We start from the raw sequence: 21,220 nt of genomic DNA on the forward strand, positions 1-21,220 counted from the left end.
TCATATTTATCACCAAAAATTCAGGAACGTATTTTAGTATAGACAGCCATAAAAATGGCTTCACACACAAAACAAAAGACATATCATGATTTTTTCGCTCATATCATAACAAAAGAGCAATAGTTTTTTAATGAATCAATACAAGAGAAAGAAAAAAGGCAGCACAATGTGCTGCCTTTTTAAAGTACGTATTGTACCTTATTCTAAAACTGATAGCGTAATCCTCCAGAAAAACTAGCTCCAGAAAAACCAGCCTTATTAAGCTTATGCTGATACATAACATCGCCATGCAACGAAAACCGCGTAGACAATTTGGCATTAAAACCTAATCCAGTTTCTAGAGAAGAACCAAAAGCACCTAACTGAAACGCATCTTTGAAATGGACAGATTTTTTACTTCCAAAACCATGAGCAAGGTGAAGCTTACCATAGAAGGAAACAGCATTCATTCCTTCAGATCCTGTAGACGCCTTAATCAAACGTCCACCAACACGGGCCACCCATTGATCAAGTTTTCCCATCTCAATGTCAAAGTTATCAACATCATGAGCCTTATCAAATTGAAGATGTTGATAAACAACCTGAACCTGCGGATCAACAACAAAACCTTTATATCCTGTTGCAAACGTTTTACCGCCAGTCAAAGAAGCACTAAAAGGATTACCCTTTAATGTTGCTGTCTTTCCTCGTGCAAGGGTGAGAACATCTCCTTTGAACAAACCATAGGAGAGAAGACCATCCACATAGAAGCCTACATTATGCTGCATGGTACCATATGCTGTAACCGTCCATTTATCAAATGCACTTTTCTGACTTTTTTCAACATCGACAGGCTCTAGAGAAAGCTTCCCATAAGAGCCCATAGCTCCAAAGGATATGGCGCTGTCAGCATTTTCAATTGTTTGCAACAAAACACCTGCCTCTACACCATTATAGCTAAGATCACCTTTGTAGCCATATTCAAGTGCTGATAAATCTGAAGCATAACGGTAACTTCCACTATAGCCGCGCAAATATAAAGCAGGATTTTCACGAACTTCTACCATTCCATTTGAAGTAGCCCGTAGTAACTCCAACTGCTTGTTTTGATTGCTGATATCCATCAAACCAGTATGGAATACACTATTTGGTAAGAGCAGATAAGTCGGAACTTGCGGAACAACAGATCTTACGACTTGCTTAGGAAACCCAAATTCAACCATAGGATTAGAAGACTTAACATATTGGTTTTCTAGACGGAAATTCCAAAACTCTCCACCATCCTTCATAAACTTCTGCTGAGCATGTTCCTGTTTTGAAGTCACTTCTGGAGCATAAGCACGAAGAGTATATTTGTAAGGCGAATTCCTCAACGCAACATAATCACCATTGAGTTGGAAAGAATCCCTTGCTGCCTTTCCATAAACCTGAATAACAGAAACACTATGAGGAGTATTCTTCTCTTCTCCTACATTACCGGAAACACCTCGCACATGCACTGTTGTTTTTCCCTCAACATCCCCATGAATGACAAGGCGATCAGTTACTTGATTATCGCTTGGATCATTGGGGTTTAAACGTGCATTGAGATGAATTGAAACATCGCCCTGTGCTTTATAGACAACACCTTTACCGTCTCCAATGCGAAGTGTCTGATACTCAGATTCTGCAGATTCCAAAGGCATAAACTCTATACGGCTATTGACGAGATTTACAGAAGAAACGCACGAATCTATGCATCCTGAATCAGAAGCTCTCAAATTTTCATGCACACTTCTTTTCAAAAACCATCCTGATCCATTGGTTAAATCTAATTGAGCATAAGAGCTTTTATCAACGCGCGCGCCACCCGCAATTACAGAATGATCAACTGAAACCAATATATTAGAATTATTCTCAGCTTTTAACAGCAAGTCACCAGAAAGAGTTGTTTTGTTTTCTAAGGAAACACGACCACCAGAATTATTACCATAAATAGCGACACTCTTTAGCACTTCAAAATCAGTTTTTTTCAATGAAACTTCACCGGTTATGCCTATAGGTGTTTTTTCCTGTGAAGATACAGCATTTCGCTTAACAACTCTCTTTTTTCCAGAACGCTGTACTGACGATTCTACAACGTTTTTCTCTAGGTTCTTATTTTGATTCTTTTTTTCTACTCCTTTTCTTTCTGTTCCATCAAAATATATACCATAGGATTTATCACCTTCTACCTTAATATTAGAAAACTCGATATTAGCCCGATTCATAGAAGAGCGAACTTCTGAGGATCTCTTCCTTCTAGAAGCACCTGCCTCAACAGTGTTATGCGCACCCCTAACCCACAAAGCATTGGCATCAGTAATAACATTCCCATTTGTAAAATCAACAGAAGCATTATCTCTCAACAAGAAAGCTGCACGCCCAAATCTCTCCGTAGAATCCTGCTTATTTTGTTCTTTTTTTACCGTAATATTAACTTTGTCTAATTTAACATCCCCCCCTGATTCTGATCTCACAGCCGCCCCATTTTCTAGAGTAATAGTCCCCGATTTCATGACTATTTCACCAGCATTACTAGCCAGGCCAGCTACAGCTAAATCTCCCGTCACATTAATATTTGTATTACTTAATTCAACAGAAGACCCAGATCCCACCAAAGCACCTACGTAATGAACATTGACCGCTCCATCATCCATCTTGACCTTTCCACCTCTTTGCGCCTCAAGCCCTATCAGAGAAGACTGCACTGTTGATTTTTTGTTCAAAACAACCTCTGCATTTTTGTCTGCAAGTATAGCACTCACAGCTCTTAATTTAGTAACGTCAATATTACTGTCTTTGTCAGAAGAATGCGACCCACTAATATTAGCTTGCTCTAGCTTGATAATTGTATTCTGATTTTCTACACGCAAAGAATGCTGATTCTGATCACTCACCTTCAGTGTAAGATTTTTTATTGTATGTTCTACACCATCATTACACAAATAGGAAGTAGATGCCTTCGTACCATTTGACTCCGTATTATTACACTGAGAAGCAACAACTTCAGCACCAGTACCATTACCAACAATACCAACACGCGCGACAGGTGAAGACGAAGATACCTGAGATTTTCTAGAACTATTAGGCTTTATGGAAGGCTTATTCTCCACAGAAACAGTAACCTCTTTCGATGGAGATACAGAACTATTATTAATACTACCAGAACGCGCAACAGATAAAGGCGAAGGTGGCACAGAACCATTATCAACACGACCAGAACGCGCGACAGATGAAGGCGAAGATTTCCTAGAACCCTCATTATTTATGGTGGATGCATATGAAATTATAGGTAAAACCTCCAAAGCAATAGTAGATTCATCGGATCTAGCAACTGAATCAACAAGCGTAGGAGCTACAGTGGTAAGAACAGGAAGCGTTACAGATTCATCTCTCTCTCTAAATTTATCACCATACAATTCAAGATCTGAAGCACCTTCTACTGTAAGAACACTATCTGTGTCATAACTATCTGTGTCATAACTATTGTCAGAATAAATATCATCTGTGTCAGACCTCGTAAGTGTGGAATACAAAACACGCTCTCTAGATCCATTAGAAGTAGTGGAAGATGTAACGTCTTCTGGAAGAAAAAGCTCTATCGTCTCACCTTCTTCATCAAATGACTCATCATCAAATGACTCATCATATTCTTCATAATCTTCTTCATAATCTTCTTCATAGGAAGATTCTTCATAGGAATCATCTTCTTCTTCATCAAATAATCCATCTCCTTCATCAGATCTAAGAAACGAATCCCCTCGAGAAGGAGTCACAACTACAGAATCCTCAGAACGAGACAGAATGACTTCCTCATCAATTTTAACAGACTTAGAAACAATATACTGATTTTCTAAACGAAAATCCCAAACCTTACCACTTTTCGCAACTAATGTATTATCAAAAGACTGCATATTCGAAGAAGAGTCTGAATAAGCACGAAGAACATACTGATAAGGTAACCCATCTAGGGTAATATAATTACCTTGTAGTGTAAAAGAATCCTCCTTTGCATCTCCAGAAACCTGAATAAGCGAAACACTGTAAGGCATTTGCTGAGATTTATCTGATTTCGATAATGCCGATTCTGATGATACTCTATCTGAAATAGGATTTACATGCACCTTAGTTTTTCCGGAAACATCACCATGTATCAAAAGTCTATCAGATACTTGAGCACTATTGGTATCCGCACTATTGGTATCCCTAGGTATCAGATTCGCATTAAAGTAAATGTTCGAATTCCCATCCGCACTGTAAACTACACCTGTTCCATTCCCAATGCGAAGAGTTCGATACTTATTGCTATTAGTACCTCCTTTAATGTCCTCACTTTCAGTATTTTCTGAAGAAGTAAAAAATCTAATACTACTCTTTGAAAGTTTCATAGACGAAATACATGAATCCATACACTTTGGATCAGAATTTTCCTGACCGTTATATAAACTCTTTGTTACACGCCACTCCGATCCTCCAGATAAAACGAAGTCCGCACGAGAACCTTCTTCAACACGCGCAGCACCTGCAATTAAAGAATCATCAACAAAAACCGAAAGCTTTGCCCCTTTTTCAGCTTTCAACAGTAACCCACCTGAAAGAGTTGACTCATCTCTTACAATAACATGACCATTTAAATTTTCACCATAAATAGCAATACCTCTGGGAACTCTGAGAGTAGATTTTTTTAATAAAGCTGCATGCATTATATCATTTTTGTCTATATCATATATATCCCGTGCATCTTGATCAAAATATATACCATAAGAATTACCTTCTGCTTTAAAAGTTGAATTTTCAATATCAACTATTGTAAAGCTTAGACGAGAGTTCAGAGCAGACATTTTTTTAATAACCGCACCCATATTTCTATTTTCTAAACAAACCTCTGATATCTCTGATGTCTCGTTTGAACAATGTAGATCCATCATAGTGGATAAAGCCTCCATAGATACGGAATCCACGGAAGAAACACCATCAAGATTTCCATCATTTTGTTGTTTTATAGAAGCTAATCCACTGTTAGCTGCATCACTACGAGTCTTAATAATTCTGGATTGATCTTGGGACATATCATCATCGAGATCATCAACTTCCTCAAAAGACGAACGGAGTAAAGGGAAAGAACCTTTCAAGCCATCATTTACCTGCAATACAACAACATCGGAACCTTCAAGCTGCACACCCGAAAAGGAAACAAAACCTCTATCTGCTAACAAACCAACACTTTTATCATGAGAATCAGAACCCTCGCCATTCAGTTGTTCTTTCTTAACAATTTTAATAGAAACGTTTTCCAGAAAAGTCCCTACTCCTCCTACCGACATCACTCCTACCCCCCCCTCAGACACAGTCATTTCTCCACCATTCATATACATAAAAGATGCGTCAAAATTCAACAGACCTATTTTACGAGCATTAATATTTACATGATCCAAATAAATACCCCCACCACCTTCAGAAAAAGCGCCTACATAAGCATCGCTGATAATTCCTCCATTCATATTGATCATTCCAGCGTCTTCAGCTCGAAGCCCAATAAAAAAACCCACAACATTTGAGTTCTTTAACTTAACTGCTGCACTCATACCTTTATCAGCACCCCTTACCCACACACCAATACTACTGTTCTGAACTTTCTGATCATCTTTGAGATCCATAAAGACTAAACGCATAACATCTTGCATCTCTATTGTAGTATCAGAAAAACCTAATATTTCTATTGGGCTCAAAATCGACACATTATCCAAAGTAAGAATTTCCGGGTCTTGATTACTTGAACCTTTTAATGAAGATGAATTTTGATTTTGAATTTCATCAACTCCATGTACATAAACAGCAGTCAAGCGATCATTCGGTACAATAACACTCTGCCTTATTGTATTAAGACTCTGCTTTATTGCACCTCTCGTATTTGCACCTCTCGTACCTTGGCCACAAGAAATAGAACTATATATTAGTCTACCATTCATAGATTCAAATAATCTTTGTGCTAATGCAGGCGTTTTTATGCTAGCTGGCACATATTTTACTCCGTTAAGTAGCTGCTCCACTTTTCCATCAGGTAGCGCAACACCTGCTCGAGAAGCCATCACATCCGAGCTCACACCAGGATATTGTGCATCACTAAATGCAGGACGCAAATTGCCTCTTGTTGACCTTGTTACCCTTTCAGGACTCTGCGTACCTGAATAACCTGACGTATCTAATGTCTCAGCACCTGGCACCCCGGTATCATGCTGCTGAGGATTAAAAACATGACTGTATACAAGACCAGAAGCACCAGAAACAATATAATCACAAACAGACTTACCGTAATTTATAGCAGAAGCCTCCCCCTCTACTCCTCTGCCTCTATCCCCATCATCTCTAGATACTAACTCAGTTGTTGGGTTAAGTTGTGTACTTGCAGCATAATAAGGAGAATCTCCACTGCTATAGTAGCTTGCCATATCACCGACGAGTGGTAAGCTACTTGCTATATCACTGACGAGTGGAAAACCAAATGATGGCATAGAAGGAACATAAGAAGCAACAGAAGAGAACCAACTAGAACTAGAAGCACCCACGCCTTGTAAAAAAAAGAAAACGCTTGTTGTGAGCGCACACAGACGTGTACGATTTTTAAAGACATTAATCATATGTTAAACTTTCCAAATATTGTTTGCAAAAGTACTAGAATTGAGTGAAAATAGATAAACATCCAATCTGTAACATAAATAAATCTACTTTACAACATAATGTAGCAAATTAATTGATCGATTTGTGTATAAGTTTGTGCATAAAAATGCCTCAGTTAAACTTTTTAAGTAAGAAAACTCTTTGATGATTTTTAAGAAAAGGAAAAAACAATGATAACCAAATATCCAAAATGGGCAGTAGCCATCTTGATTGTTGTAATGAGCTTTACAACACCTTCATGGGCAAATACGAACATTGATGCCAATATCACCATCAATCATGTTTCAGGTACAACTTCTGTTCCCGTCTCTCCTCAAAAGGTTGTTGTATTTGATCTTGCAACACTTGATAATATAAATCATCTTGGTATCAAAGCCGTTGTGGGTGTTCCGGAAGGAAAGAAACCTGCCTATCTGCAAATGTTTGATGAAGCAAAATATGAAAAAATTGGGACTGTCTTTGAACCGGATTACGAAAAAATTGCGACTCTTCAACCAAGCTTGATTATTATTTCATCGCGGACTCAAGCCAAATATAAAGATTTATCCAAAATTGCTCCAACGATTGATCTAACCGTAAGCAATGACAATTCTCTTGAAGATATTAAACGGAATTTGTCTATTCTTGGAAAAATTTTTGGTAAAGAAAAAGAAGCAGAACAAGATATTGCAAAGCTCGATGCAGCTTTAGAAAAGGTTCGTGAGAGTACCAAAGGAAAAGGTACGGGGCTTGTTCTCATGACTTCTGGTGGAAAAATCAGTGCTTTTGGTCCAAAGTCTCGTTTTGATATTTTCCATTCATCATTTGGAATTACTCCTGCAACCGATAAACTGACTGTGCAAAAACATGGACAACTTATTTCGCCTGAATTTATCCTTGAAACCAATCCTGATTGGTTGTTGGTCATTGATAGAGACGCAGCGATTGGACGAGAAGGACAATCGGCAGAACAACTGCTCGATAATGCGCTTGTTAAACGCACAACAGCTGGCAAAAAAGGACAGATTATTTATCTGGATTCTTGGAGCTGGTATCGAGCAAGTGGTGGCCTAACTGGACTTCATAAAACAGTACAACAAATTCATGAAGCCTTTACAAAAGGCAAATAAGCACAAAAATGACTTGCCAAAAATAACTTGCTTGTCATAAAAATGAAATTTAAGAGCAAAGGCTATTTACTAAAGGGCCTTTGCTTTCTTTATTGGAAAATAATTTGACGTGAAAAATTACTGGATAGCCATAATAATTCTTTTTCTACTCTCTGTTCTTAGTATTTTTGTTGGTTATTCAGATGTAACGCCTTCTGATTTGTTATCAAATAATTCACATGCTTGGCTTATTTTTTGGCAAACACGTCTTCCCCGCACCATTGCTGTCCTTTTGGTAGGGGCAGCGCTCGCCCTTTCAGGCATGATTATGCAACTCCTTGCACGCAATCGCTTTGTTGAGCCATCAACCGCTGGAACTGTTGAATCCGCGTCTCTTGGCATCCTTTTTATTATGATTTTTCACCCTGATCTTCCTGTACTTGAAAAAATGATTGTCGCTACAGTTTTTGCCATGATTGGTACGCTACTTTTTATGTTTTTATTGCGCCAAATTCCTTTAAAATCTGCTCTCATTGTGCCACTCACAGGAATTATGCTAGGATATGTTATAGGTTCCTTAACCAATGCTATTGCTGATCATGAAATGCTTCTTCCTTCTCTTCAAGCCTATTTATTTGGCAGCTTTGCAATGATTCTTGAAGGAAAATATGAAATTTTATGGTTCTCTCTTCCTCTCTGCATTCTTGCTTATGTCACCGCAGACCGCTTTACTGTCGCTGGTCTAGGAGAAGATTTAACCAACAATCTGGGGCTGAATTATCGTACTGTCATGTTTTTTGGTCTCTTTATTGTCGCATCGATCACCGCTGTTATTGTCTGTACCGTCGGTCGAATTCCTTTCGTTGGACTGATTATTCCAAACCTTGTTTCAAATTTCATGGGTGACAATATGCGCTATACGGCTCCTTGGGTTGCAATCAGTGGTGCAGGATTGGTTTTGCTCTGCGATCTCTTAGGGCGAATCATTCATCCTTCTCTTGAAATTCCTATCAGCACCATGATGGGGATTATCGGTAGCTTTATTTTTATTATATTGCTTTTACGCTGGAGAAAGCGTCTTGGATAAAAAGAAGGCAACAACACTTATTCTCACAACGCTTATCGTCATAGCGTGTAGCGTAGTCATTTTGTACATGACGTGGAATATCAACATCTATACGTGGACATTTCGTCTCACAAAACTTGTCTCTCTTGTTGTTATTGCATATGCAATTACTGTTTCTACTGTTTTATTTCAAACAGTTGTTAATAATCGCCTTTTGACTCCCTCTATTATGGGATTTGATCAACTTTATATTTTAATTAAAACCACCATTTTGTATTTTTTAGGCTCTCTTTCTTTGCCTTTTTTTAATGAAGAGGGACAACTGATTTTTGAAGCTCTTATTCTCATTCTTTTTTCAATAAGCCTTTTTCGCTGGCTTTTTTCAGACAGCATAAAAAGTCTTCATTTAACCCTCTTGATTGGTGTTATTTTAGGAGGTTTTTTTTTCAGTTTACGGATGTTCATGCAATTACAGTTAAATCCGGATCAAATGATGAATTTAACTGACATTATGTTTGCAAATTTCAATAAATTCAACACATCCTTGATAAGCTTTGCCACAATCATTATTTTCATTGTAAGTCTGATTGGATGGCGTTCGCGTCATCTACTTGATATTCTTGCTTTGGGACGCGAAAATGCAATCAATCTTGGCGTTAATTATCACAAAAGCACGACAGCTATTCTGATATTAGTTTCTATTTTTGTCTCCATTTCTACAGCACTGGTAGGCCCTGTCACCTTTTTTGGACTGTTAGTTGCCAACCTTTCCTATGAAATTTCTCCTCAAGCAAAACATGCTATCGTTGTACCAATTGCAATATTATTGGCTATAATTTGTCTGGTTGGTGGACAGTTTATTTTAGAACAAATTTTCAATATGGCTGGACGTTTGAGTTTTATTATTGAATTTTGTGGTGGAACTGTCTTCTTAACATTATTGATGAAGGGAAAACTAAAATGATTGAAATCAACCATCTTTCCAAGGCTTATGGAGCGAGGTTGATTATTGATGATTTATGCCTTCGTCTTCCCAAAGGAGGGATTATTTCTCTCATTGGTCCCAATGGTTCGGGAAAATCAACTCTTTTGATGCTGATAAGACGTCTTTTGCCGCACCATAAAGGATCGATTCATATTGATGGCTTCGATATTGCTAAAATGCCACACGATATGTTAGCGCAAAAACTCTCAATCCTGCGTCAAGATAATCCTTTATCCTTTCGTTTAACCGTATATGATTTAGTAAGTTTCGGACGCTATCCTTACTCAAAAGGCTGGTATAACAATGAAGATAAACAATTTGTTGACAGTGCGCTTCGATATCTTGGTTTACAAGACCTAAAAAACTGCTTTGTAGATGAACTTTCTGGTGGACAACGTCAACGCGCTTTTATCGCAATGGTTATTTGTCAAGATACTGATTATCTTCTATTAGATGAACCATTGAACAATTTGGATATGAAACACTCTGTTTCTATGATGAAACAATTACGCCGTACAGCCGATGAACTCAACAAAACCATTCTTATCGTTATGCATGATATTAATTTTGCATCATCTTATTCAGATATGATCGTTGCACTTAAAAATGGGAAGGCGGCTTATTGTGGAACACCAAAACAAATCATACAGCCAGAAATTCTTAAAGACATTTATGATATGGATATTAAGATTAAAACAATTGACGATATACCCATCGCCCTTTACTATCGGTAAATTCCTCTCTTCTCAATAACCGTAAAAATCCTTTTTACCCTTGCCTACACTATAAAATCTGCTAAAAGGAGCACTATTCAGCTGCTGGGGAATAGTTTAATGGTAGAACAGCGGACTCTGACTCCGTCAATCTTGGTTCGAATCCAAGTTCCCCAGCCAATATTTATGTAGCTTGTGTAGTTGTAGCTTGCCTGTAGCTTGCCACCAGGTTTTGCATAATTTGCCACTAGGTTTTGCAGCAATTCATTTTTTTCAAAGGTCTTTTTAGACGATTCTCAAAGAAGTTTTAAGAGGTGTTTAGAGCCTCTTTCATGAGTCTTATTTTTCTCTACCCAGAATCACAATTTGAGATGATTCATCTCTTCCAATAACCCCATTATTTGACATCTAAAATATATAAAATATGCATGCAGAGACCAACAAATTTTGTATCATTTGCATCATATTTTGTAAAAATAACCTCATTTTCAAAGGATTTTCATTTTTTCAAAGGGCTCTCAAAGGGTCTTCAAAGGCCTTTCAAAGGTCATTTATTGCCTCTTTTAGGGGAATTGAATAATCGTTTCTTCCTATCCCAAGCATATTACTAAAAAGAGAAAAAGCATTTGAGCAATTGGGGCAACTTGACCCTATTGCTCTTTAGCATGCAATTGTGCAATGTTTGCACTATTGTTGGTGTAAGGAATTGGGTAAACATTACCCTATTGCTCATCTTCACGCACTTGGTACAACCTACACCAATTTCTTCAAATGCCTATCATCATCAATCAAAAGGTCAAGTTGACCCTTTGATTTTTTATCCCCTTCACACTTTATATATTGTGATTTAAAAATGCATTATCGCTTCCTTGAGCAATTGGGGCAACTTGCACCTATTGCATGATAACAAATAATTCGGTCAACTTGACCCTATTTCTCATCAGCAAACCAAAGTGCAATGTTTCCACTTTGATTCACATGCGCATCACCGATCAAAGGGTAAACTTTACTTTTTGATTTTCTTGTGCACGGCATTCTACGAGGTTGACTTTTCCCATGGCTGTTTTCCCTTTTCTGGTGCCTCTAAGGTGATTTCTGTGGTATAGCCGCTTTGTTTCTCATAGCGGTGGGTGACGGTTGCGGCTTTCCATGCTCCATTGATTTGCTCGCGGAACCCTTGCAAAATGAGAGGTTGATCGGCCATGATTTCTGGACGCCCCTCTAAAGCCAAAGAACCACTGCCCATACCACGACAAAGCCGGTCCGATTCTGATGCGGCAGCAGCCAAAGCTTCCTCTCTGCAAGGATAGCAACCACGCAAACGCCGTGTGGGGCCTTGGAGATTCGTTTGATATTTGACAGACAGCTGTTTTCCTTGCGAGCGATCAAAATAGGTTGATTAAACGCTGCCATATTGGGTGCGTGGCTCGAGGGTAAATTCCCAACTGGAACAATCATGCTTGGCAAGAGTGATTGCCGGTAAATTGTTGCCGCTTAAAAATAAAAACTTAGTGTCTTTGATAAAAAAACGTGCCTGCATACGCTCCGCAAGGCGGGTTAAAAAATCAATTGTCGACTGATTGGTGCACACCACATAAGGCAAGGTTTTGCTATAAAACTCTTGGTCGACTTTGGCTTGATAACCATGACGCTTGGCTAAGCTTTCGACAATCTCACCAATGGTTTGATTGTCAAAATGCTCACTTGTCTGTTCTTTGAGTTCGCCACGCATCGAAGCGCTTTTGCCGCAAAGGCGTAAAATCTCTCCATCACTGCCCCCGATACTGACAACCGATTCGACAACAAAACGCCCCATAACAGCACTGATGCTGTCATGATAACCAAACTTCACCTGCAGAGTGCTGTTCTTTTGTGGAACCTCTAAATCATTGTCCCTATCATCAAACTCCGCTTCAAAGCGATCGGCTTCATTGCCGGCATGATCGGTAATGGTGGCGCTAAGAAGACGCTGGTAGAAAACCTCATGGACGGTTTTTTCTCCAACCTTAACCTCAATAAAAGGAGTGCTCCGCCTTAATCCCATAACCGCTTCACTCTGCTTTGAGGAGGAACAAAGACAAATTCAGGCAAAGTGATCTCTAAACCCCGTGGCAAAACAGCACCATATTGGGCAATCCCTGAATTGGCTCTCAAGGTGGCTTCTAAATAGCCCTCTAAGAATCCAGCCTGTTGACGGTCTCCTAACACCGCCATGGCATGTTGAAAGCAAATCAGATCGAGACTGAGATCTTCTAACTCTACAACAATGTGCTTTACTGGTAGCTTCATAGCTGTCGTCCCTCTTGGAAATATCCTTGCGGTTTGCCCCCATCAAAAAAGGGCAACAGACTGATGGAATAACGGATACGCTGCGATTGACCAGAGCGACTGATATAATCGTGGTCTTTGGTGATCGAGGTGATCACCACGGGACCATGGAATATGGCACTATAGCTTATATCATTGACCCAACGAAGCATCTGTACCGGTTTTGCTGCTCGTATGGTCATAGTGAGTGCATCAATGGCTATACAATCACCAAACTCTTCTGGAAACCATACGCCATGGATGGTTTTGGCATCATTGCCATAGCCGGTAAATTGCAAGCTGGGGGCTTTGCCAAAACGCTCCATAGACACCCATGAGGCGGAAAACTCTTCTTCAAAGGATTGGAAATTCAGCCAATCGACATAAAATTGATGCGGGCCTAGCATCATCAAAGGATCTTGCATTGCTTCTCTCCCCTCAGTGCTTCTCCCTCCCCCTTATTCTGTGCCGCCATGCAAGGCATTGGCTTTTGCCCGTTGGAGGGCATGACTTACCGCACGGCCGGTAGCAAGAGGATCACGCGCCCCATTGACATGCACCGTGACATTTTGATGGTGATAAACGGATGCGCTCTGCTTGTTTTTGTCCGTTGCCTGCGTTGTCACAGGGCTGGTTTGCGAGTGACCGGCAAATTGTACAATTGGCTGCAAAGCTGTTTTGCCACCAAGCCAACTGGGCACTGGAAACCACACGCCATGGATGGTTTTGGCATCATTGCCATAGCCGGTAAATTGCAAGCTGGGGGCTTTACCAAAACGCTCCATAGACACCCATGAGGCGGAGAACTCTTCTTCAAAAGATTGGAAATTCAGCCAATCGACATAAAACTGATGCGGGCCTAGCATCATCAAAGGATCTTGCATTGCTTCTCTCCCCTCATTGCTTCTCCCTCCCCCTTATTCTGTTCCGCCATGCAAAGCATTGGCTTTTGCCCGTTGGAGGGCATGACTTACCGCACGGCCGGTAGCAAGAGGATCACGTACCCCATTGACATGCACGGTGACATTTTGATGGTGATAAACAGATGCGTTCTGCTTGCTTTTGTCCGTTGCCTGCGGTGTCACAGGGCTGGTTTGCGAGTGACCGGCAAATTGTACAATCGGCTGCAAAGCTGTTTTGCCACCAAGCCAACTGGGTAAATGAAACATGTTGGAGAAATCAATCGAACCAATCCATCCTTTGATACGACCGGATAAGGATTTAAAAAAATCAGTCAACTTTGTGATGGAGGACAGAAAGCCATCGACAATCCCATTGGCAAGATCTTCTCCGGCCTGTTCCATACCCACCTTGGCTTCTTCTGAGAGCTTTTCGCGGGCAAAAAAACTGCCCAACCAGCTCCAAAAGCTGGAGAGACTTTGCTTAAAACCCTCTAAGACATTACCAAACCATTGGGATAGAGCAACAAGCCCCTGTTTGAACTTTTGCCAAGCTTGAGAAAAGTCAAAAGCAGCAGCAAGGATGTTTTTCCATCTTGTAATGGTTGCGGTATCAGCACCAAAAAAGCGCATGACAGCTTCAAAGATACGGCCAAAAGCATGGACCAGCCCGCGAGCAAAACCCTTGACAAAAGAGGAAAACCGATCCCAATATTTCCACAAGGCAAAACAAGCCGCCATGATTACTGCCACAACAGCGGCAATCAAAGCCCCTATCGGGGAAAAAACAGCACCAACAACAGAAGCAATGCCTGTTGCTACCACTTCTATCACTGTGCCAACCCAGCCAAAAGCAGCAGCAAAGGCGGAACTCAAGACCATAAGCCCGCGAAAGGCTGCCACCAACAAAGTCATGGGCCGCAAGAGACGAAGCGTGCTCCCACCAAGAGTTGCTGCCATAAGTCCCAAAGAGCGCCATGAAGCGATTAAGCTTTGCCAATTGGTTTTAAGGGCACGACTCACACCGCCAATTTTGATCAAAGAGCCCATCAACTGAAGCAAACCAAGGCGTGTGCCAGCCATGGTAAAGCGCAACACCCGCAGAGCAATATTAAAAGCCATCAGGGTGCTAATCGTTTTGACAATCGCACTGGTTAAGGCGGGATGGGCATTGGCCCATGCCATCAAACCATTGATAAAATTGCCAACACTTTCCATCAAATTGTTGACATGGGGCAACAACACGTTGCCAATGGTAATGCCCAAAGCCACGATGCGGTTTTGCAAAAGTTCAAATTGCCGGATGGCACCGGTTGCTTGTTTATCTGCTTCTTGTTCTACGGAGCCTTTAAAAACTTTGGGGTCTTTAACAAATTCGAGCGCTTGGCTTAACAATTCTGGATTGCCAACCAATTTGGCAAAGTCACCGGTAAAATCACGCCCAGCAATGGCAATCAGGGAACGCATACCCTGTTCGGATTTGGCTAAAACATCAAAAAAGCGCACTAATGTGCCGGTTGCATCTTTGTCGAGGTCTTGGAGAAACTTTCGCCGTGACAGCCCGATAAAAGCATTGGCTTTTGCCCGTTGGAGGGCATGACTTACCGCACGGCCGGTAGCAAGAGGATCACGCGCCCCATTGACATGCACCGTGACATTTTGATGGTGATAAACGGATGCGCTCTGCTTGCTTTTGTCCGTTGCCTGCGTTGTCACAGGGCTGGTTTGCGGGTGACCTGTAAATTGTACAATCGGCTGCAAAGCTGTTTTGCCACCAAGCCAACTGGGCAAATGAAACATGTTGGAGATATCAATCGAACCAATCCATCCTTTGATGCGACCGGATAAAGATTTAAAAAAATCAGCCAACTTTGTGATGGAGGACAGAAAGCCATCGACAATCCCATTGGCTAGATCCTCTCCGGCCTGTTCCATACCCACCTTGGCTTCTTCTGAGAGCTTTTCGCGGGCAAAAAAACTGCCCAACCAGCTCCAAAAGCTGGAGAGACTTTGCTTAAACCCCTCCCAGACATTACCAAACCACTCGCCAACAGCGCTAAGCTCCTGTTTGAACTTTTGCCAATGTTCAGAGAAGTCAAAAGCAGCAGCAAGGATGTTTTTCCATCTTGTAATGGTTGCGGTAAAGGAGGCTTAATTTTCTCCAATTATCAACCAGTAGAAACCAAACAGCCAACGGAGATTTTCAAAGCAGAAGCCCTTGCCTCAATCATTGTTTTTTTCTCAGGTCTTGGCTTTTTTCGTAGGTGAAGGTTCTATCCCATAACTTGCAGCATCTTATTGGTGAAGATTGAGAGCCCTAAGCAATACCTCTTTTTAAATGCCATCAAGACATCAACCGCTTATCAAAAAACAGGCACTTATGGGAAACGGAGGAAATGTTGGTATACATAAAAATCACCGATAGGAGAACAAACGTGATGCGCTCTATTGCCCCCCAACACCTGAAAAGAGCAAAACCAGACAGATTTAGGAATCTTGTGATTAAATAACCCAACAACACCGGCAACAGTGCTGAAGATACTCTCTATCGCTCAATTTGATAAAATATCAAATTGCAAGAAAATTTAAATACAATTTAAGTATTATGTCATACTCTTTTAGCTGGAGATGTCTTCTCATTTTTACAACGAAAGTCTTTTAAAAATAACAAATTATAAACACGTATTTATAAAATTATAATAGTTATTTAATGTATTTTATAATTACTGTATTTTATTTATTAGATACCACTCTTATAATATAATCTTAATACTCAATTTGACAAATTAAAATAAATTCATTAACTGTTTCATTAAATGTAGTTAATTTTTATTTCAAGAGCCATTGTTATTCTTCCTGATAAGTTATAAGCGGAAAAAACATTGGGGGCTTATAAGCAAGGAAAACATGATGTCTAAAAAAACCCTTTTATCTTGCACTGCTGTAGCAGCGATTGTGCTTTTTGGTGCTCATAACAATGCACAAGCTGGATATATCTGTGTAGCTGGTATGATTGGTGGTCCTTGTGGGAACGACATTATAGACGGAGGTCCTGATTATGAATGGATAGGAGCAGAGAACGGTTATCACGTAATTGTTAAACATCTAACAATACGCAGTAGCGAAAATCCACACGAATACCAAGAATACGGCATTGTAACAGTTAATACAATGGATCCAGACAATAGCAAGGACAAAGATAAAAGCTTTGTTGATATATCGGATTCAACCATTATAAGTAAAACAACTGCTGTGAGAGTACAGAACTACGGTTCAATCATAATGAATACTGTAGACGTTACTGCTTCTGAAATAGGTTTAGTTTTTATCAATAGCAACAAAGATGAAAACCAAATACAAAATGTGAAAATATCAAGCGGTGAAAATGCCTCCCCTATGGAAAAAGCAATAATGCTTTTAAAAGGAAGTAAAATCGCTTTAAAAGATGTAACCGTTACTCAAGCACAGGTAGGTGTAGAAGTAACCGATACTTCTAAAGTAACGATATCTGGAGGATCATTTAACGCAAAATATCAAGCAATATACGCTGATAAAGGCTCTACAGTTACTTTAAATGATAATGTTAAAGTAACATCTGATAATTATGGACTCCATGTAAATGGTGACCAATCTCAAATCACAATGACGGGAGGCGAAGTCACCGGAAAACAAAATGCATTGTTAGCAGAAGAAGGTGGGCATATTGATGTCGCGAATGTTGTTTTGAAAACAGATGGCAACGGAATCGGGACAGAATCCGACGGCACAGGAAGTGCCATTGTCTTGCATAATAATGCAACCATTAAAGAGGCTAGAATCGGCCTATATGCACAAGCAGGTGGCACAATTAGCATGAATGGGGGAACCATTACCGTCTCCCAGATAGGAGCTTCTTTTGAGAACAGCAAAAATGATCAAAACAAGCTAGAAAATGTCGTGATAGCAAGCAGCAGTGATGATAAACCAATAATCACAGGCGTAAGTGCTGATAAAAAAAGCACGATTGCTTTAAAAAACATCACCGTTCAAAACGCAGAAAAGGCGCTCTTTGCTCATGATCATTCCCAAATAACACTAACGGGCGGCGGCTCCTTTGGCGGTGAGGTACTAGCTAAGCAAGGCAGCACAATTGCTTTAAATGATAATGTGACAGTGACATCTGAAAATAATGGGCTTCATGCCGATGGTGAAAAGTCTCAAATCAACATGACGGAAGGAGAAGTCACCGGGAAAAAAGCTGCATTGTTGGCAGAAAATAGCGGATATATTGATGTCACAGATATCACTCTCACCGCATATAACGAAGGAACAGGTGTAAGTGCCATTGGTCCTAACAGCATGATTAATTTGCATGAGAAGGCAACCATTAAAGAGGCTAAAATCGGACTTGAAGCAAAAGACAATGGTGTCATTCAAATGACAGGTGGGTCTATCACTGTTTCCCAGATAGGAGCTTCTTTTGAGAACAGCAAAAATGATCAAAACAAGCTAGAAAATGTCGTGATAGCAAGCAGCAGTGATGATAAACCAATAATCACAGGCGTAAGTGCTGATAAAAAAAGCACGGTTGCTTTAAAAAACATCACCGTTCAAAACGCAGAAAAGGCGCTCTTTGCTCATGATCATTCCCAAATAACCCTAATGGGCGGCGGCTTCTTTGGCGGTGAGATACTAGCTAAGCAAGACAGCACAATTGCTTTAAATGACAATGTGACAGTGACATCTGAAAATAATGGACTTCATGCCGATGGTGAAAAGTCTCAAATCACCATGACAGGAGGAGAAGTCACCGGGAAAAAAGCTGCATTGTTGGCAGAAAATAGCGGATATATTGATGTCACAAATGTTGTTCTCAAAACAGGGGATGAAGGAACAGGTGCAAGTGCCATTGGTCCTAACAGCATGATTAATTTGCATGAGAAGGCAACCATTAAAGAGGCTAGAATCGGACTTGAAGCAAAAGACAATGGTGTCATTCAAATGACAGGTGGGTCTATCACTGTCTCCCAGATAGGAGCTTCTTTTGAGAACAGCAAAAATGATCAAAACAAGCTAGAAAATGTCGTGATAGCAAGCAGCAGCGATGATAAACCAATAATCACAGGCGTAAGTGCTGATAAAAAAAGCACCGTTGCTTTAAAAAACATCACCGTTCAAAACGCAGAAAAGGCGCTCTTTGCTCATGATCATTCCCAAATAACCCTAACGGGCGGCGGGTCCCTTGGCGGTGAGATACTAGCTAAGCAAGACAGCACAATTGCTTTAAATAACAATGTGACAGTGACATCTGAAAATAATGGGCTCCATGCCGATGGTGAAAAATCTCAAATCACCATGACAGGAGGAACTATAAAAGCAAAAGAAGCTGCCTTTGTCACAAAAGATGGCGGATATATTGATGTCACAGATATTTCTGCGAAAGCACAGCACAATGGGATACGCTTTGATGGCTCCAAAAACGATCAGACTTCAGAAATTAACCTGACCAATACAGATCTTCTCGTCGAAGATGGAACGGGTATTGTTGCCAACAATTCGTCAAATGCTAAACTCAATCTCAAAGATTCAAAAATTAATGCCGATCAGTTGTTCGTGGGGAAAACCCATGATACACTAAAATCTGATCAAATCTTTACACTCACCGCTCAAAACTCTCTCTTACAGGGGGGAGCAAGAAATGATGAAAATGGCAGAACAACTTTTGATCTTAAAAACAACACAACGTGGTTCGTAAAAACCAGTACACAAGAAAAAGATGATGAGGGCAATCTGTTTGATATTGCTCAAAGAGCACGTTCTGATGTGTCTGTTCTTCATCTCAACGACAGTAAGATTATTTTTCAAAAACCAACAGAAAACCATTATCATACATTGCATATAGGTTCTGGAAAACCAGAAACACAAGCAGTCTATAATGCTACAGGAGACGCAGAAATTTACTTCAATGCCGAATGGAGTGATGGTGCAGCAATAGCCGATCAAAAAACCGATAGGCTGCTCATTCATGGCGATGTATCAGGAACAACAACAATTTATGTCACGGGAAATTTAAAGGGAGGAATTACAGCAAGCGACTTTAACCCTTCCAATACAAGCGGGGTTTCGCTTATTCAAGTTTCTGGAAATACCGATGAAAATTCCTTCAAATTAACCAGTGGTGATATCCAAACAATGGGTTCACCTTATAAATATAGGCTTGCCGCTTATGGACCAACATCCAGCTATGGTGTAGCAAATGAAACCCAAAACCTGTTAGGAGAAAATGATCATTTCTGGGATTTCCGTTTACAAAGATTTCTCTTGCCACAAGTCTCTAGCTATTTAGCCATGCCTAATGCTCTCTTCTACGCTGGTTTTATCGATATGGCGAAACAAAGCACTCTGTTAGCTGATCTGCGAACAACAGGATTGGCAAGAGAGGAGGAGAAAAAGAACAAAGGCTTCTTCTTGTCTTCATATGGAAGTATCGCAACTTTATCATCTCAATATGATTATGAAACAAACATCCGCTATGCTGCAACACAAGCAGGTTTTACTGCTTCAACACAATATGGGAAAAATGCAACCCTCTATTGGGGGCTTATTGGAACCTATGGGCAATTATCCCTCACCCCAAAGGATATAGAAGATGCAGACAAGAGTACGCTCAACAAATGGTCAATCACAGCTTACGGCAGTATAGAGCGTAACTGCGGTTTCTATATCGATACACTCTTCTCTTATGGAATCTGGAAAGGAAATATCGCCACGGCTCTTGCAAAAAACACCACGAAAGTTGATGATATAAAAATGCTCATTGCCTCAACAACAATTGGTCAAAAATTGACAACGCATATTAAAGATCTTACGTTTGAACCCCAAGCACAGCTTGTTTACCAGCGTCTTATCTTTAACACCTTTACTGATGCCGACAACCTTAAAGTGGATATCGGCGAACCGCACCAATGGTTGCTGAGAATTGGGGGACGTTTAACAAAAACCATTGTTGACACCCAAAAAGAGCGTGCTCTTTCCTTTTATGGGAAACTAAACTTACTTCAAACCTTTGGTGACGATCATACCATACAAATTAGCGATACTTTTCCCCTTGATCCAGTGGGACCTGCGATTGAAGGTGGGCTTGGCATCAATGTAAAATTGTCTCGCAGTTTAGCACTCCATGGTGATATAAATTATCGAAAAAAACTACAAAAAACCGGCATATCCGGAACAAACTTTTCTGGAGGTATCCGCTATCAGTTTTAAACCAAAGCGAGTAGTTTTAAGATAACACTATAAACTTTAAGACAAAGTGGCTCAGGTTTCGGTGGCTCAGGTTTCGGTGGTCTAGGCTCCGGTGATTCAGGTTCCAGTGGCCCAAGTTTCGGTGGTCCAGGCTCCGGTGGCCCAGGTTCCGGTGGCTCAGGTTCCGGTGGTCCAGGCTCCGGTGGCTCAAGTTCCGGGGGGGCAGGCTCCGGTGGCTCAAGTTCCGGGGGGGCAGGCTC

The 21,220-nt window shown here is 40.5% G+C and carries 11 protein-coding genes, 1 tRNA gene and 1 pseudogene; 7 read left to right on the forward strand and 6 right to left on the reverse strand.

The features are described 5' to 3' along the window. Positions 1-203 precede the first annotated feature (203 nt). Positions 204-6,638: an autotransporter outer membrane beta-barrel domain-containing protein gene (locus NMK50_RS07455; RefSeq protein WP_254769948.1), complete on the reverse strand. Its 6,435-nt coding sequence runs from the start codon at positions 6,636-6,638 to the stop codon at positions 204-206. A gap of 210 nt (positions 6,639-6,848) precedes the next feature. Here NMK50_RS07455 and NMK50_RS07460 point away from each other — a divergent pair, with 210 nt between their 5' ends. The 5 genes from NMK50_RS07460 to NMK50_RS07480 all read left to right on the forward strand — a co-directional run bounded on the left by NMK50_RS07460 (position 6,849) and on the right by NMK50_RS07480 (position 10,710). Then, entirely contained in the window at positions 6,849-7,787 is a 939-nt protein-coding gene (locus NMK50_RS07460) for a siderophore ABC transporter substrate-binding protein (protein WP_254769949.1), read from the forward strand. Positions 7,788-7,896: 109 nt separating this feature from the next. Beyond that, positions 7,897-8,853: an ABC transporter permease gene (locus NMK50_RS07465; protein ID WP_254769950.1), complete on the forward strand. Its 957-nt coding sequence runs from the start codon at positions 7,897-7,899 to the stop codon at positions 8,851-8,853. Beyond that, positions 8,846-9,796 (forward strand): iron chelate uptake ABC transporter family permease subunit, encoded by a 951-nt coding sequence (locus NMK50_RS07470; RefSeq protein ID WP_254769951.1) that lies wholly within the window; start codon positions 8,846-8,848, stop codon positions 9,794-9,796. Before NMK50_RS07465 ends, NMK50_RS07470 begins: the two co-directional genes overlap by 8 nt. Further along, on the forward strand, positions 9,793-10,551 hold the full coding sequence (locus tag NMK50_RS07475) for an iron ABC transporter ATP-binding protein (protein ID WP_254769952.1): 759 nt from the start codon (positions 9,793-9,795) through the stop codon (positions 10,549-10,551). The genes NMK50_RS07470 and NMK50_RS07475 overlap by 4 nt, the downstream gene beginning before the upstream one ends. A gap of 85 nt (positions 10,552-10,636) precedes the next feature. Continuing rightward, positions 10,637-10,710, forward strand: a tRNA-Gln gene (locus tag NMK50_RS07480). Positions 10,711-11,566: 856 nt separating this feature from the next. Here NMK50_RS07480 and NMK50_RS07485 read toward each other — a convergent pair. From NMK50_RS07485 to NMK50_RS07505, 5 genes and pseudogenes are all read right to left on the reverse strand, one after another. After that, positions 11,567-12,574 (reverse strand): annotated as a pseudogene (locus NMK50_RS07485) (phage late control D family protein). Further along, positions 12,565-12,819, reverse strand: coding sequence for a tail protein X (locus NMK50_RS07490; protein WP_254769893.1), 255 nt, complete (start codon positions 12,817-12,819; stop codon positions 12,565-12,567). The pseudogene NMK50_RS07485 and the gene NMK50_RS07490 overlap by 10 nt, the downstream one beginning before the upstream one ends. Further along, complete coding sequence (locus NMK50_RS07495; RefSeq protein ID WP_254769894.1) at positions 12,816-13,262, reverse strand: phage tail protein; 447 nt, start codon at positions 13,260-13,262, stop codon at positions 12,816-12,818. The genes NMK50_RS07490 and NMK50_RS07495 overlap by 4 nt, the downstream gene beginning before the upstream one ends. A 33-nt stretch (positions 13,263-13,295) precedes the next feature. Then, the gene (locus NMK50_RS07500; protein WP_254769895.1) at positions 13,296-13,721 is read right to left on the reverse strand and encodes a phage tail protein; all 426 of its coding nucleotides are present in this window, start codon (positions 13,719-13,721) and stop codon (positions 13,296-13,298) included. 33 nt (positions 13,722-13,754) lie between these two features. After that, on the reverse strand, positions 13,755-15,722 hold the full coding sequence (locus tag NMK50_RS07505) for a phage tail tape measure protein (protein WP_254769896.1): 1,968 nt from the start codon (positions 15,720-15,722) through the stop codon (positions 13,755-13,757). 24 nt (positions 15,723-15,746) lie between these two features. Here NMK50_RS07505 and NMK50_RS10635 point away from each other — a divergent pair, with 24 nt between their 5' ends. Together NMK50_RS10635 and NMK50_RS07515 are read left to right on the forward strand one after the other, a co-directional pair. Then, the gene (locus NMK50_RS10635; RefSeq protein ID WP_374112168.1) at positions 15,747-16,004 is read left to right on the forward strand and encodes a hypothetical protein; all 258 of its coding nucleotides are present in this window, start codon (positions 15,747-15,749) and stop codon (positions 16,002-16,004) included. A 639-nt stretch (positions 16,005-16,643) separates the two neighbouring features. Next, complete coding sequence (locus NMK50_RS07515; protein WP_254769953.1) at positions 16,644-20,981, forward strand: autotransporter outer membrane beta-barrel domain-containing protein; 4,338 nt, start codon at positions 16,644-16,646, stop codon at positions 20,979-20,981. Positions 20,982-21,220: the final 239 nt, after the last annotated feature.

This window comes from Bartonella harrusi, assembly GCF_024297065.1.
In the GTDB taxonomy this organism is placed as follows: domain Bacteria; phylum Pseudomonadota; class Alphaproteobacteria; order Rhizobiales; family Rhizobiaceae; genus Bartonella; species Bartonella harrusi.